The sequence below is a fragment of the Zhongshania aliphaticivorans genome (genome assembly GCF_902705855.1).
GTDB classification, from domain to species: Bacteria; Pseudomonadota; Gammaproteobacteria; order Pseudomonadales; family Spongiibacteraceae; genus Spongiibacter; species Spongiibacter aliphaticivorans_B.
The window spans coordinates 366,708-380,884 of the sequence record NZ_CACSIJ010000012.1 but is presented as its reverse complement, the minus strand read 5'-3'; the positions used below and the strand labels follow the sequence as shown (position 1 = coordinate 380,884).

Below are 14,177 nucleotides of genomic sequence, written 5' to 3'. Positions count from 1 at the left end.
TTTTTCCTCGCCAGAAAACAAACTACCGGCTCGTGCAAAGGTCTCTTATAGAGTGATAGTTTTTATCTTCCCGCAGGTGGATGAAAAGAATCACTTTTGTTGTTGAAAATTTAGCTAGCTACTGTATTTTGCGGGTATAGCTGGCGCCACATTTCAAAACCGCCGTCCATGCTGTAGACCTCGGTAAAGTCTTTCTCGACAAAATATTGCGCAGCACTTTGACTGCTATTGCCGTGATAACAATAAATAATAAGTGCTTGATCAGGATCGGCTTGTTCAATAAATTGCTGCAAGCTGTGATTGTCTAAGTGATTGGCCTTGGGGATATGTGCCATCGCGTAGGATTGCTCGTCGCGAATATCCGCTAGCTGACATCCCGCTTCGATCATTGCGTGGGCGTCTTGTGGTGAGATATGTTTAAACTCAGGCATGATATACCTATCTGTGCAGACTAAAGGGCTTATGGTACCGCGATGAAGCATAAAACAGAACGCCGTCGCCGCAATCAGCGGTTTTCGCTGCGGGCGCGTCTTGATAGTTTTCGTTACGCCTTTGACGGTTTGATCACCATGATATTCGAGCAGCACAACGCCCGTATCCATTTGGTAGTCACACTTGCCGTCCTAGCGCTCGGTCTATTAACCGGTTTGGAATCGATAGAATGGATGATGGTGATACTGGCAATATGCCTGGTGTGGATGGCTGAGGCAGTGAACACTGCCTTGGAGTCATTGGCCGATGCGGCGGTGCCCGAGACCCACGAGCTGGTCGCAAAGGCTAAGGATGTGGCCGCTGCCGCAGTATTAATTGCGGCGGCGTTTTCAGTCATTGTTGCGCTGTGGGCGTTTTGGCCCTTTTAGTGGCTGCTGTTTGCCAGCGCTTTAGATGAGCCGAAGAATGCTTTAACGTCATCTAAGACGATGTATAAGCAGGGAATAAGAATCAGAGTAATGACAGTGGCGAAGATAATGCCGAATCCCAGCGATACCGCCATCGGAATGACGAACTGGGCTTGCAGGCTGCTTTCTAGCAGCATTGGCAGCAGCCCAAAGAATGTGGTTAATGAGGTGAGCAAAATAGCGCGGAAGCGCAGGCAGCCGGAATCTACCACAGCATCAATTAGGCGGTCGCCACGGGCAATGGCTGAGTTTATAAAATCAACCATGATGAGGCTGTCGTTTACAACCACACCAGATAGCGCGATGACCCCAAAAAAAGACATCATGCTGAAGGACATATTAAGCACAATGTGACCTACCACCGCGCCGATGATGCCAAAGGGAATAACACCCATAATAATGAGGGGTTGCAGGTAGGAGCGCAGGGGAATAGCGAGCAGCGCATATATGCCGAATAGGGCGAGCACAAAACCAATGGCGAGGCTTTTCATGAGTACGCGGCTTTCCTCACTTTCGCCGCTGAGCTGCACAATGACCGAAGGATACTTTTCAGGGAAAATGTCTTTTACCAAAGTGTTCATAATGGTTGATGTGACTTTATCAGGGGCCGTATAGGTTTTGTCTACTTGGGCGGTAACCGTGACAGAGCGCTCGCCATCTACTCGCTTGCGTTCACTAAAGCCCGGTTCAATGCTCATGCTTGCAACACTGCTTAAAGGCACATAAGCACTGTCTGCAGAGCGAATATACATATTTTGCAAATCAGATATGGCAGTGCGAGCTTCGCTTGGGTAGCGCACCATAACTTTCACTTCGTCATTGCCCCGCTGAATACGTTGAGCTTCAGCGCCGTAGAATGCATCTCTCAGTTGACGCCCTAGGGATGCGGAGGAAATACCTAGCACTTCAGCGCTGGGCTTTATGTCTAATACAATTTCATCCTGAATTGCGCTGGCGCCGTTGCGGATATCGAATACGCCTTTGTAATGACTCAAGGCTTCTTCAATTTCTTTGGCAGCGGCATCGAGTTCGGTGTTTGAACTACTGCTAAGTTTAAGTGATATTGCTGGCCCAGAGGTTTGGTCAGCGCTGCTGATTGCCAAGATTTTAGAGCCAGGAATGTCGCCTATTTCCTCACGCCAGCGCCGCGCAATTTCGTTGCCGTCAATATCACGCAGTTCATTTTTGGTTAGCTCCACCATAAAGCTGACGGTTCTTCCCGATGTGGCAAAGGCTTGCACATGACTAATTAAACGTTTGTTAGACGAGTTTAGGTGCTCGCGCTGATAGTCGAGGTCTACCTTTGTTAGCGCCTTATCCATGTACTCAAAAGCCTGTCGCGTTTGGGCCTCGGGGGTACCTTCAATCATTTCAAGATTGGCTTTAATGAAGTCCGACGGTACTTCAGGGATCATCACAAAGCGAACAATTCCGCCCGCGATTAAGCCAATTGTGATGATTAACATCGCACTAAAGATTGAGCCGGTTAGGTAGCGATTTTCGATCGCTTTGTGGATAAAAGGACGATAATACTCAGTGACAAAATGATTGAGTTTGCCGTTAAAAAACTGCGGAATTTTATCTATCTTTAGCCAGATGCCGGTGGTACCCGGGGTGCTGTGGGCAAGGTGTGCAGGTAGTATCCACTTCGATTCTATTAGCGAGAAGCTTAAGCACAAAATAACCACCCAGCCGACTGCTTCTGGGAAGGGGGAGAATGCACCTTCGGTAAATAGCGTAGGTGAAAAAGCCATAATGGTGGTGAGCACGCCAAAGGTGGCGGGGGTGGCGACCCGCAGCGCGCCAGTGATTACGGAATCAATGGAGTGGCCTTTGTTTTCTGCCTCGGCATAGGCGCTTTCACCAATAATAATGGCGTCATCAACCACAATACCCAAGACTAAAATAAATCCAAAAAGGCTCAGCATGTTTAGACTAATGCCGGCAAAAGGCATCATAACTAAGGCGCCAAGAAAGCAAATGGGCAGGCCGACCATTACCCAGAAGGCGAGTTTTATATTGAGGAACATGCCCAGCACAATAAATACTAGCAGGGCACCCATGCCGAGATTTTCCATCATCATCGTCATGCGGCCTTCAAGATAAAACGTAATATCCGCCCAGGTGGCGATGTTTACGCCCTCGGGAAGATTGCCACGTTTTTTCTCTACATATTGCTTGGCCGCGGTAGCAACTTTGATTAGATCTTGATTGCCAACGGCAAATACTTGCAGGCCGATGCTGTTTTGGCTGTCAAAAAATGAAAAGCCGTCTTGCTCGACAAAGCCGTCGTTAATCGTTGCGATATCGCCAAGGGTGAGGCGGGTGCCGTCTGGGTAAGTAATGAGTACAACTCGCTCAAACTCATGCTGGCTACGTGCTTGGCCTCGGGTGCGCAGCAATATGTCGCCGTTGGCGGTTTTGATTGATCCACCTGGTAGATCTAGCGAGGAGCGGCGAATAGCGTCTGCGACTTCGGAGAGTGTTAGCCCGTATTGGAGCAAGGTGTTTTCTGACACCTCGATGCTGATTTCAAAATCCCGTGCGCCATTGATTTGCACAAAGGCGATATTTTCGTCGAGGGTAAGTTCTAGTTTGACTTGTTCAGCGAGTTCTTTTAGCCCGCGTTCGTCGATGTCACCGTAGAGTTGTACGTTGAGAGCGTGGTTTTGAAATTCGACCCGTTTGATGATGGGGCGTTCTGCTTGCTCAGGAAAACTTACAATGCCGTCGACGGCGCTTTTAATTTCGTCCATCACTGCTAGGGTGTCGTAGCCTTCGTAGACTTCCGCCGTCAGTATGGCTATTGATTCGCTAGCAGTTGATTCCAAGCTCTCAATCGATTCGATATCTTTGAGTGCTTCTTCAATTTTTAATACAACGCCGCGCTCTACTTCGTCCGGCGTGGCGCCAGGGTAGGGGACGGTAATTTGTACAATATTTATTTCAAAATCGGGTTGTATGGTGCGCTGAATGTTAAACGCGGTGCCAAGTCCAACGGCGATAATAACGATCATTAACAAATTGGCAGCGACTGAATTGCGAGCAAACCACGGGATAATACCCTTGTTGGTATCAAACTCTGGCAACGAGCTCATAGTTTGTTTGTCTCTGGGCTGGCGTCTGCGATATGGTCAGCGTTGGCATTGACTAATGTGCTGGTATTGGTAGTAGCGTTAACGTTTACCTTGGTGCCAGCTACGGCATTGGGAATGGTAGAGAGGCAGATGCGGTCGCCATCATTTAAACCTTCATACACATAGACCAGTTTTCCTTCGGTATGAAGTATTTTTACATCGCGATTGCGGATGCGCTGCTGATCATCTAGTACCCATACTTTGTTGCCAGTACGTAAAATATAGCGTGGAATGGCGATTAAATTTTCAATTTCCTTACCGCTTATTTGTGCTTTAACAAAGCTCCCCATCATTAACGCGTTGGCGCCACTTTCGACACCGTAAGGGTCATCTACTTTGGCGACCGCAAATAACACTCTGCTGCGCTCATCAAGAACCCCTTCGGTACGCACAATAGTGCCCTGCCATTTAGTGCCCAATTCGTTTTCGACGATAACGCTGGGCGCGCTTTCTTTGTTGTGGCTGTCAGGCAGGTCTAAGTAATTTAGGCGGNCAGCGGGGATGGGGAGTCTGACTTCGGCAAAATCGACGGCGAAAACCTGACCAAGCTGAGTGCCAGAACCAACAAACTGACCCAGATCAACACTGCGAGCTTTTATAATGCCGCGGTAAGGCGCGCGAATTTTGGTGCGATCTAAATTGTTGTTTGCGTGTTCAAGGTCGGCCTTGGCCGAATCTAAGCGTGCTTGAGCTTCTTTTAACTGTGGTAATCGTAGGGCGAGGTAGTGGGCTTCTTTGCTTGCGTATTTTCGTGGATAATTTTTCAGGTCTTGTCTTGCGACTGCGGCGCGGCCTTTTTCTTGCACCAAATTACTGAATGCTGTGGCGACATTGGCTTCGGCGCGTTTAACCTCAACTTCGTAATTGCGCGGATCAATGCTGAGCAAAATCTCGTCTTTTTCGATTAAGCCGCCGCTTTGAAACTGCGGTGAGAGCTCAATTATTTTTCCGCTTACTTCAGTGATTAATATTGTTTCTGTTCGTGGTTGCACGGTGCCTTGGGAGCTAACAGCAATAGACAAGGTTTGTTTTTCTGCAATTGCTACATCTATGGTCAGTGTCGGAGGTTCAATTGTGACGGTTTCTGGTGGTGGCTTTAAGGCGAAAAAGACTCCGGCGATAACAAGGGCGACTATAATGACGGCGGCGGATTGCAGAACTTGTTTTGACGGTTTTAACACACTGATGTTCTCTAATTGCGTGATGGCACCCAATGGTTTTTCGTCGCAGCTTGAAACGACATGTGCTCACAAAGTAGTGAGCACAGGGTGTCAAAGTGGCTTATTGTATCTTTAACTGTATGGCGATGTTGTGAAAACTTGTTAATCCGCGCGTATCCAGTTTTCTCCGGTATCTACTTCTTTAGGCAGAGAAATGTGTGGTGCCCATTCTAGCCATTGTTGATCAACAGATTGGTGCAGCGGGAAGGTTTTACCGTCATTCACGGAGGGGGCGAGTTGTTCGCCACCCGGGGTGGCGAAGGCAATGCCGCCTTCTAATAGCGATTCAATCGATTTGCTGCGAATCGTTGCACCACTGAATAAGCCGAATTTCACGGCAATACCGCTGGAGTTCCAGAATTTACTATTTTCTCTTACCAGGCCCGCGTAGCGCGGTTCAATATTAATGTGGATTAGTGTTTGGCTTGCATCCTCGGCTAATTCATAGCCAAAAACTTCGCCGACCGGAATGTCGCGGTAAAAGACCTTTACGCCCTCTTTGATCGAGCCGCGTTGAGCGGCAGTAACGATCAAATTTAAACCGTTGCTCGGTTTGCTAAGCGGCGGTGGCTTGTCTAATGCCACGAATTTAGTGGTGCTGCTGCCGTAGCCGGGACGAACGCTAATATAACTGCCGGTTACTAGTGTTTCTAAGTTGCGTGTGCCGATTAAACCGAGCTGTGGGCGCACGACCCAAAATTGGCTCCCCGTGCGGGCAAGAGCTTTGGCAGAGGGGGCGAGGCGGGCGCTTACTTTTACACGTTCCATATTGCTGTCTAATTCTACGGCGACCACTTCCCCGACTTTTATGCCTTGGTATTTGATTTCGGTGCCCTTGTTAATATTGCTGCCGGTTGCAAAGTACAGACTAATATCGCGGCCTTTTTCCGCGTAGGTGCTTTGGAAGTCGGGGTATAAGGTGTAACGCAAACCTTCCCACGCCAATTGTGGCTTGCTGACTTCTGGGGTGTGAAACGCAATGCCGCCGGCGACGATGGTGGCCAGTGAGTCAGCGTGAATATCTAGTCCGCTAAGGCCGCCCGTAATACTAAGGCCGCTGGCATTCCAAAACTGGGATTCGCGATGCACTAAATTCGCGTATTGCTCATGAATAAAGATGCCGATATTGACGCCGTCTTTGTCAAGATCAACGGATTCAACTTGTCCGACGGCAATTTTTCGGTAGTAAATTTTACTGCCGATACTGACTGAGCTGAGTTCGTCACTGCGCAGCGTGAGTCGCAGGCCCGGTTGCTGAACGCGGCTTTCAGGGGCTTTTACTAGGGCGGTGTATTGCTCGGGAATGGTACCGCCTTTGCCCTCTACCTTTAGATTAATATATGGGCCGCCAATTAAAGCATCTAAGCCGCTCACGCCGCTGCTGGAAACTTCTGGTTTAACCAGCCAAAAATGCGTCATTTCATTTAAATAGCGGTGATGCGGTGAGTGTATGGCGACGCGTACATTGGCGCCGAGGTTGGGGTTGTCATCAATGAACTTTAGTGACTCGACCTTGCCGATGTCCATGCCCATTAGGCGTACATTGCTGCCGACATTTAAGCCGTCGGGATTGCGAAAATACACGCTGATAATTTTGCTGCCTTTGGCCCGATCCTGATTCTGGAATAATTTAAAATGCGTGTTATTTTCAACGTCAGAGTCGCTTTTAATAGGCGTGTCGAAGGTGATGCCCCCCGCTAAAATACTTGCCATCGAGCCAGTTTCAATATCAATACCTTGCAGGCCAGCATTAATTTTTACACCGCTCTGAACCCAAAAGCGTGAGCTGCTATTGACCAGATGGCTGTATTGGGGATCGATGCGAATATTGACGTCGATATTGTCGTCCTTGAGTTGGTAGCCCTCAATGTCACCAACGTCTATTTGCTGATAGAGCACCGGCGCGCCCACGGTGAGTGACCCAAGCTCCTCGGCATTTAATACCAAGCGCAGTCCCGGCAGATTATTGGTTTGTGGCGGAGGTGTATTCAATGCAGTGAAGTGCTGGGCCGCTTCGCCATCGCCAGGGTTGAAACTGATGTAATTGCCCGCAACCAAGGTGTCTAAGCCAGACACGCCAGATAGGGAGATTTGCGGTTTTACTAGCCAAAATTCGGTGTTTTTCTTGATCAAAGGCTCGATCTGACGAGAGAGTTCAAGGGTGGCGGTAACGCCTTCAAGATCGTCGTCAAGCTGCAAGCTTTGCACATGGCCGACATTGATGCCTTGGTAGATGACGGGGGTTTTCCCAATATTTATGCCGCTGCCATTGTCGAAGGCAACGGTAACGCTTAGCCCTGTGTCGCTAAGGCTTTTATACATCAGCCATACCGCAATGCCGAGGGCGATAATAGGCAGCAACCAGATGGCGGAAAGGCCGCGCTTGGGTGCGAGTACGGCGGACGAAATGTTGCGGTCAGTCATTGTCTAGGTCCCATATTAAGCGCGGGTCAAAACTATTAGCGGCAAAGAGTGTAAGTACTACTACGGCAGCGAAGGCTGTTGCTGCGGGGCCGCTTTCAACGGTGGCGATATTGCCGAGGTGCACTAGCGTCACCAAGATAGAAATCATGAATAAATCGAGCATCGACCAGCGGCCAATGAAATGAATAAATCGATAGAGTATTGTGCATTGTTGCCGGCTTAAGGGCAGCTGACATTGTACGACCAGCATTAATATAACCAAAATAACCAGCTTCAAAACCGGCACTGCAATACTGGCAATAAAGACGATGACGGCAATGGCCTGTAAGTCTGCTACCCATAATTTAACGACGCCAGACATAATCGTGTCTGGGTCACCTTGGCCAAAGCTGATGACGGTCAGGATCGGTAAAATATTGGCTGGAATCATTAACGCGGTAGCGGCAATGGTATAGGCCCAGCTGCGCTGTAAACTTTGCGGTTTGCGAAAATTCAGTGCGGTGTTACAGCGCGGGCAAGCGGCGGTGGCGTCGTGGCCGAGCTCCGGTAAGTGGCTGAGTTTGCCGCATTCGGTGCAGCGAGCAATACCGCGTTGTTGGGCGCTGATACTCATGCGGGTTTATTTTTCTCCCAGTGTTGCCATGCTTGTTCTTCGTGAAAATATTGGCTACATAAAATGACACAGAGTAATAGTGCGCTCAAACAGTAGGTGCCAGCGGATACCGTGACTTCGCCGTCGTGCATCATTTTCACATAGGCAACGATAACGCCCATTGCGTAGACTTCGAGCATATTCCAGTTTTGCATCAAACATTTGTATTTGATCCATAGCGGAAAGTGGCGCGGGTAGTGATTGAATCTAACACTGAAACACACCACGGCGGTGAGTAATAAATGCAGAAGCGGCGCCAGCAAAGAGCACAGCATGATTAATACGGCAAGAATTTGTTCTTGTTCCAGCCACATGCGATAGATGCCGCCAAGCAGAGAGTTGCTACCGTGCTGACCGACCATTTTTAGCTTGAGGATGGGTAGTGTCATCGCCGGATAGAACAGTATCAGGCCGCTAATGGCGGCGGCAAAGCTAACGGTGTCGGTGTGTTTTGCAGCGTGCCACAGCACTGCCTTACAGCGCGGGCAGCGGCCCTCTAAGGTGTGATCAGACTGCGCGGTTTGCAGTAGCAAATCGCAATCTGGGCAGGCTGTAAATTCATGTGGAATATGACTGGGTTCTGCCATGAGTTCACTTATTGCAGCGGGGCGAAAAGATAGGCGCAGCGGCTTAGCATGCGGCGCTTAAACGACCATTGCGCCACTTCTCGCGGGAGCAGTTGGGTGCATTTTTGAAAATCGTCCTTGAGCATATTTTCCATCGTCTGGGCAAACTCTTTGCTGTGATTTATCACACAGAGTTCAAAATTAAGTCGGAAGGAGCGGTTATCCATATTGGCCGTTCCCACCACGTTAATATCATCATCCACTAACATCACTTTCTGATGCAAGAAACCGTCTTGGTAGTAATAAAACTGTACGCCTCTAGCGAGGGTTTCTTTGATGGCGGTATAGGACGAAAGTTGAATTAATAATTTGTCAGGTTTGGCGGGCAGCATGATTCGCACGTCTACACCGCGCATTGCGGCTAGTTGCAGGGCGCAGATAACCGGTGCATCTGGTACAAAATAGGGGCTGACGATCCATAAGCGTTCACGAGCTTGGTGAATCATGTTTAAAAAATACAGCGCGCAGCTATCGGTATTGTCGGCGGGCCCGGTCGCTAAAACCAAGGTGTTAAGTGGGCCGCTGACGGCGCTGGGTTGCCAATTGAGCTTTGGTAGGGACTCGTTGGCCCAAAACCAATCTTCGGCAAAGGCTAATTGCACTGCCTGCACGGCGGGGCCTTGTATGGCTATGCCGGTATCGCGCCAAGGTGTGAGTACGGGGTGCATGTCACGGTATTCATCGCCAATATTCATACCGCCGATAAAGGCGTAGTCGCCATCACACACCACTATTTTGCGGTGGTTGCGAAAGTTGAGTTGCAGGCGATTTCCTAAACCTTTGGTGCTGTTGAAGGGGCGAATGTTAACGCCGTTGCTGAGTAGTTTTTGCAGATAATTATTAGATAGCTTAAGGCAGCCAATTTCGTCATAAACACAGTAAACGGTAAGCCCCTGCTGGACTTTTTTAATCAGTAGTTCGGCTAGTTGGCGGCCAATTTGGTCGTCGCGAATGATGTAAAATTCCAACAGAATATAGCTTTTTGCCGCCTCTATGCGGCTGAAAATTTCGCTATAAGCACGCTTGCCGTTGATCAGTAAGTCGCAATGATTTCCGCTGCAAAAGGGGAGGGTCGACAGCTGTTCTAGCGCGATTAGGCGTGGATCACTACTACTTTGTTCTGCCCCAAAGGCGGGAAAGTGTTTGAGAAGGTCGTGGGCAACTTCGTCGATTTGCAGGTGGTTAGTTCGTTTGGCCAAGGCATAGCCGCGAAATTTGCGGCGGCCGAATATCCAATATAAAGGTACAAATACAGGGGGAAAGCCAATCAGCACAATTGCCCACGCCACCGCGCCTTGGGCGGTTCGGGTTTTTAATATGGCCTCTAGCGCCGACAATACGCCAAGCACAAGAAAGATCGCCGTTAATAAGGCGCCAATACCGGCGAGATTGTCTGTTAACCAGCTCCATAATTCTGGTGGCGAATAGTTGCTCATACCTTATAGAATCCTTATCTAATTGTTGCTGCGCTCCTTGTATGACTACTTAGAACATATCTTGGCTGATAAGTTGTGCGGTCATCCCCATTGTAGCGGATAAGCTAGCCCCTCGTTCGCTGCTTGAACGACGACGTTGTCGTCCTGATAGACTATTTCAGGTGAATCCGACTGAGTGATAAAGTTTGCGCCATATCATTCACAATTAAGCCCGCAGTAAAATGGGAATATACAAGATGTCGGCCAGATACCGGAGCTACTATGACCAAGGTCTTTAAACAACCACAGGATCTTATCACCGCCGTAGGCACTGTGCTGGGCGCCAGCGACTGGCTGGAGATAGATCAGGAGCGTATTAATTTATTTGCCGACGCAACGGGCGACCATCAGTGGATACACGTTGACCCAGAGCGCGCAAAAGACGGGCCGTTTGGTAAGTGTATAGCTCACGGATATTTAACGCTGTCTTTGGTTAATTTGTTTTTGCCCCAGATTGTCGAAGTGCAGGGAGTCGCTATGGGGGTGAACGTCGGCTGTGATCGTATTCGTTTTCCGGCGCCGGTGCCGGTTGGCTCGCGGGTGCGGGGTGTTGGTGAATTGGTGTCTGTTGAAGAAATAAAAGGTGGTGTGCAGTCGATAGTCAGGGTTACCGTCGAAATTGAAGGCAATGATAGGCCCGCTTGCGTGGCAGATACCATTAGTCGCTATTTTCCCTCTTAATGCCTTTAGTTTAATCGACTGGCGGTGAGCTTTTTTGTCACCGTCGGGTGATAGCTGTGGCTACTGTGTTCGTGTAAAAGCCCGCGTAGAGTAGGTGCTATATCAGTGATAAGGCACCTTGCTATGAATCCGCTACCCTACTCTTTAATCGATTGCGATAACCATTATTACGAGCCTGACGATTGCTTTAGCCGGCATATAGAGTCCCGCTTTCGGGATCGTACTGTGTGGGTTGAGCGCGAGCGTGACGACGGCTTCGGTATTATGAAGTTAGGTGACGAACGCCTTAATTTCTTTAGTGTTGGTGTGGGCGACTATGTTGGCCCTCCTGGTGCGATGAAGGCCTTTTTTAAAGGCGATGTCGAGACCGGCGGCGCGGTAAATGCCAATGCCATTCGCGCTATCGATTGCCCTGAATTTATCAATAAAAAGGCGCGCTTAGCGCGGATGGATGAGCAGGGTGTAGAGGCCTGCGTGATGATTCCGACCTTGGGCTGCGGTGTGGAATACCAGCTTCGCAGACCCATGCATCGCGATATCGCCTATCCAAGTATTCGCGCCTTTAATCGCTGGGTAGCAGAGGACTGGGGTTGGGGTGGCGATGGCCGAATATACGCCACCGCTATGATGAGCCTAATAGATATTGATCAATCCTTAGTCGAGCTCGAACGTATTCTTAAAGAAGGTTGTCGCTTGGTGTATGTGAATACCGGCCCGATCGAGGGACGTTCGCCGGCAGATCCGCATTTTGATCCCTTTTGGGCGCGGGTGCAGGAGGCGGGGTTGATTGTTACGTATCACATAGGCAGCGGCCCCTTTACTGAGTTATATGCCGCGCCATGGGGAGAGCCTGCTAATCCGCCGTCACATCGTTTTACCGCATTTAATACCTATGTGGGCATGGGAGAGCGCACGGTGGTTGACCAAATTGCGGCAACAATATTTCAAAATTTGCTTGGCCGGTTTCCTCGCCTGCAGTTTTTAATTGTTGAATTTGGCGCTGCGTGGCTGCCGCATTTATTGAAAACGATGGACAAAATTTATCGCCTTGGCGACCACAAAAGTCGCTGGGCTTATGGTAAGCCGGAGCTGCCTAGTGAGGTGTTTAAGCGGCATTTTAAGATTGTGCCCTTTCATGAAGATGACTTTAGCCATATCGCGAAAAGTGTCGGTGTAGAGACTATCGTTAATGGATCAGATTATCCCCACCCCGAAGGCTTGCTGTGGCCTTCTGAAATGACAGAGGAAATGAGCGGGTTTTCAGAGCGAGAGATCTTTCAAATGATGCGTGGCAATGCGGCCAGCCTGTTAGGGATTACGCCATAAAGAGGGGTTTTTAATGCTTTTTGGTTATGAAAATCACTGATTTTTGATATTTTTTGGTCTAGCCTGCAGGCGGGAATCCCCTTCGTTATTGTGTTATAACTGCAACATTGGCAAGGATGCTATAGGTTGAAGTACGTATTTGATTTTGAATATAGCACGGAGTAGGTCAATGGATTTGACGCATGGCAGTGTGCTGCTAGGGGATCGGGAATTGTTATCTGATGTTCCCATGTATATTTCTGCAAGCAGCGATTATGTAAAGTGGGGCGGTTGCCTGCATTTGAATAAGCAGATTAGCGAACGTTTACACGGAACCGATTATCGTATCCGCTTGCGGGATGGGCGCTTGGGTGAGATTCGCATTCGCAAGGTGGTCAATACCAACGGTTCTCTACATGTCGAGCTGCTGTTTGAAGGCCTTGGTAAGCTGGATGTAGAGGCGGGAGCCGCTTAATTTACGTCGCGCGCAGCTTTTCTGCTAGACCAAGGTCAGTCCGGCCCAGCAGCCCCCATCTTATTTTCTATACCGCGCTGGATTCGCCTAATTGCCTTGGGCTGCTGGCTTATTCGTTTTATCGTCCCATGGCGTTGTTCGTCTTGTCTTTGCCTCCATCAAGCCATGTTTGCCGGTCTTCTGAATTATATAATCTTCAGTAATGATAAATTGCTGGCTGCGAGCGGGCTCTAAATCTAAGTTTCTGTTAAATTGACGCAAAAATAAGAAATATGTCTGCAAAGTTAGTTGTTTTGGCGGATGTTTTCGTTTTTTGTTTTATACCAAGTAGGCATCAATGACCTTAGGGCGGTGACGGTATCGTGTATAAAGGCGAGCGTTTTAACAGTTTTTCTCATTTGGCCGGCGTACTGGCGGCAGTGATAGGTAGCGCCGCGCTGATTTGGCCTGTGTTGCAAAGTGGCGAAGGGTGGAAGCTACTTGGCTTTTCGGTATATAGCGTGTCGCTATTGGCTCTGTATGTGTTTTCTACCCTTTATCACAGCACTACGGGGCCACATAAAGCCCTTTATAGGCAGTTAGATCATCTGGCCATTTACCTACTTATCGCCGGTACTTACACCCCGTTTTTAGTTGTGACGCTGCGGGAAAGCGGTGGCTGGTGGATGTTTGCGATTATATGGTCTTTGGCCGCCATTGGTATGGCGTTAGAAATGGTTCCTAAGGCTGGACGGCGAGCATGGTCTATTGGCGTGTATTTGTTGATGGGCTGGCTGGCGCTATTTTTAATTAAACCCTTGAGCGCGGCACTGCCTGAGGGCGGTTTTACCTTGTTATTGATGGGTGGTGTTGCCTATACGGCGGGTATCATTTTTTACGTGTTTGATAAGAAAGTTATCCACTTTCACGGAATTTGGCATTTGTTTGTTCTGGCTGGCAGTGTGTGCCATTTCTTTACAATTTATTATTATGTTGCCTGAATGGTGTTGGGTTGCGGAGGCTTAAATTTTTGATTTTATTTCGTGTAGTGATGGGCTTTGGGCTGCTAAATTGTCTGTTGCTTACTGTTGCAGTCGTTACGCCGCTGACGGTTAAGGGGCTTAGCTATGGTTGGGCGCAGGCGCCATCACTGATGATTTTTCATGTGTTGGTGAGTGCGGCAATTGTTTATGCAACCAAGGAAAAAATGCGTGGCAGTGATTTGGGTCATAAAGCGTTTCCGGCATCAATAATGAGTTATGTGTTATGGCTGTGTATGGCCCTGCGCTGGCTTGCACAGTAAT

Annotated in this window: 13 protein-coding genes; 6 read left to right on the top strand and 7 right to left on the bottom strand. The window is 48.9% G+C overall.

From position 1 onward, the window contains the following. Positions 1-110: 110 nt before the first annotated feature. Positions 111-431: a thiosulfate sulfurtransferase GlpE gene (gene glpE / locus GVJ32_RS08745; protein ID WP_103684864.1), complete on the bottom strand. Its 321-nt coding sequence runs from the start codon at positions 429-431 to the stop codon at positions 111-113. Between the two features lie 42 nt (positions 432-473). On the opposite strand from glpE, the gene GVJ32_RS08740 reads away from it, so the two are divergent. Beyond that, positions 474-860, top strand: a complete 387-nt coding sequence (locus tag GVJ32_RS08740; RefSeq protein ID WP_123181950.1) for a diacylglycerol kinase family protein — start codon at positions 474-476, stop codon at positions 858-860. Here GVJ32_RS08740 and GVJ32_RS08735 read toward each other — a convergent pair. From GVJ32_RS08735 to cls, 6 genes are all read right to left on the bottom strand, one after another. Further along, positions 857-3,997, bottom strand: a complete 3,141-nt coding sequence (locus tag GVJ32_RS08735; RefSeq protein WP_159239668.1) for an efflux RND transporter permease subunit — start codon at positions 3,995-3,997, stop codon at positions 857-859. The genes GVJ32_RS08740 and GVJ32_RS08735 overlap by 4 nt on opposite strands. Next, on the bottom strand, positions 3,994-5,217 hold the full coding sequence (locus tag GVJ32_RS08730) for an efflux RND transporter periplasmic adaptor subunit (RefSeq protein WP_159239667.1): 1,224 nt from the start codon (positions 5,215-5,217) through the stop codon (positions 3,994-3,996). Before GVJ32_RS08730 ends, GVJ32_RS08735 begins: the two co-directional genes overlap by 4 nt. Before the next feature lie 141 nt (positions 5,218-5,358). Beyond that, positions 5,359-7,680 carry a PqiB family protein gene (locus GVJ32_RS08725; RefSeq protein ID WP_159239666.1) on the bottom strand — a complete coding sequence of 774 codons (2,322 nt, stop codon included), beginning with the start codon at positions 7,678-7,680 and terminating at the stop codon, positions 5,359-5,361. Beyond that, positions 7,673-8,293, bottom strand: coding sequence for a paraquat-inducible protein A (locus tag GVJ32_RS08720; RefSeq protein WP_159239665.1), 621 nt, complete (start codon positions 8,291-8,293; stop codon positions 7,673-7,675). Before GVJ32_RS08720 ends, GVJ32_RS08725 begins: the two co-directional genes overlap by 8 nt. After that, the gene (locus GVJ32_RS08715) at positions 8,290-8,919 is read right to left on the bottom strand and encodes a paraquat-inducible protein A (protein WP_159239664.1); all 630 of its coding nucleotides are present in this window, start codon (positions 8,917-8,919) and stop codon (positions 8,290-8,292) included. Before GVJ32_RS08715 ends, GVJ32_RS08720 begins: the two co-directional genes overlap by 4 nt. A gap of 8 nt (positions 8,920-8,927) precedes the next feature. Continuing rightward, the gene (cls, locus tag GVJ32_RS08710; protein WP_159239663.1) at positions 8,928-10,394 is read right to left on the bottom strand and encodes a cardiolipin synthase; all 1,467 of its coding nucleotides are present in this window, start codon (positions 10,392-10,394) and stop codon (positions 8,928-8,930) included. 261 nt (positions 10,395-10,655) lie between these two features. On the opposite strand from cls, the gene GVJ32_RS08705 reads away from it, so the two are divergent. The 5 genes from GVJ32_RS08705 to GVJ32_RS08685 all read left to right on the top strand — a co-directional run bounded on the left by GVJ32_RS08705 (position 10,656) and on the right by GVJ32_RS08685 (position 14,176). After that, positions 10,656-11,114, top strand: a complete 459-nt coding sequence (locus GVJ32_RS08705) for a MaoC family dehydratase (RefSeq protein WP_159239662.1) — start codon at positions 10,656-10,658, stop codon at positions 11,112-11,114. A gap of 123 nt (positions 11,115-11,237) precedes the next feature. Beyond that, complete coding sequence (locus GVJ32_RS08700; RefSeq protein WP_159239661.1) at positions 11,238-12,440, top strand: amidohydrolase family protein; 1,203 nt, start codon at positions 11,238-11,240, stop codon at positions 12,438-12,440. A 169-nt stretch (positions 12,441-12,609) separates the two neighbouring features. Continuing rightward, the gene (locus GVJ32_RS08695) at positions 12,610-12,894 is read left to right on the top strand and encodes a hypothetical protein (protein ID WP_159239660.1); all 285 of its coding nucleotides are present in this window, start codon (positions 12,610-12,612) and stop codon (positions 12,892-12,894) included. 362 nt (positions 12,895-13,256) lie between these two features. Beyond that, positions 13,257-13,874, top strand: coding sequence for a PAQR family membrane homeostasis protein TrhA (gene trhA, locus GVJ32_RS08690; protein ID WP_159239659.1), 618 nt, complete (start codon positions 13,257-13,259; stop codon positions 13,872-13,874). A gap of 29 nt (positions 13,875-13,903) precedes the next feature. Then, positions 13,904-14,176 (top strand): hypothetical protein, encoded by a 273-nt coding sequence (locus tag GVJ32_RS08685; protein ID WP_159239658.1) that lies wholly within the window; start codon positions 13,904-13,906, stop codon positions 14,174-14,176. The last annotated feature ends 1 nt before the right edge of the window (position 14,177 follow it).

Excerpts from the sequence above, each read along its gene's own strand:
- glpE (WP_103684864.1), bottom strand. The coding sequence starts at position 431 with ATGCCTGAGTTTAAACATATCTCACCACAAGACGCCCACGCAATGATC.
- GVJ32_RS08740 (WP_123181950.1), top strand. The coding sequence starts at position 474 with ATGAAGCATAAAACAGAACGCCGTCGCCGCAATCAGCGGTTTTCGCTG.
- GVJ32_RS08735 (WP_159239668.1), bottom strand. The coding sequence starts at position 3,997 with ATGAGCTCGTTGCCAGAGTTTGATACCAACAAGGGTATTATCCCGTGG.
- GVJ32_RS08725 (WP_159239666.1), bottom strand. The coding sequence starts at position 7,680 with ATGACTGACCGCAACATTTCGTCCGCCGTACTCGCACCCAAGCGCGGC.
- GVJ32_RS08720 (WP_159239665.1), bottom strand. The coding sequence starts at position 8,293 with ATGAGTATCAGCGCCCAACAACGCGGTATTGCTCGCTGCACCGAATGC.
- GVJ32_RS08715 (WP_159239664.1), bottom strand. The coding sequence starts at position 8,919 with ATGGCAGAACCCAGTCATATTCCACATGAATTTACAGCCTGCCCAGAT.
- cls (WP_159239663.1), bottom strand. The coding sequence starts at position 10,394 with ATGAGCAACTATTCGCCACCAGAATTATGGAGCTGGTTAACAGACAAT.
- GVJ32_RS08705 (WP_159239662.1), top strand. The coding sequence starts at position 10,656 with ATGACCAAGGTCTTTAAACAACCACAGGATCTTATCACCGCCGTAGGC.
- GVJ32_RS08700 (WP_159239661.1), top strand. The coding sequence starts at position 11,238 with ATGAATCCGCTACCCTACTCTTTAATCGATTGCGATAACCATTATTAC.
- GVJ32_RS08695 (WP_159239660.1), top strand. The coding sequence starts at position 12,610 with ATGGATTTGACGCATGGCAGTGTGCTGCTAGGGGATCGGGAATTGTTA.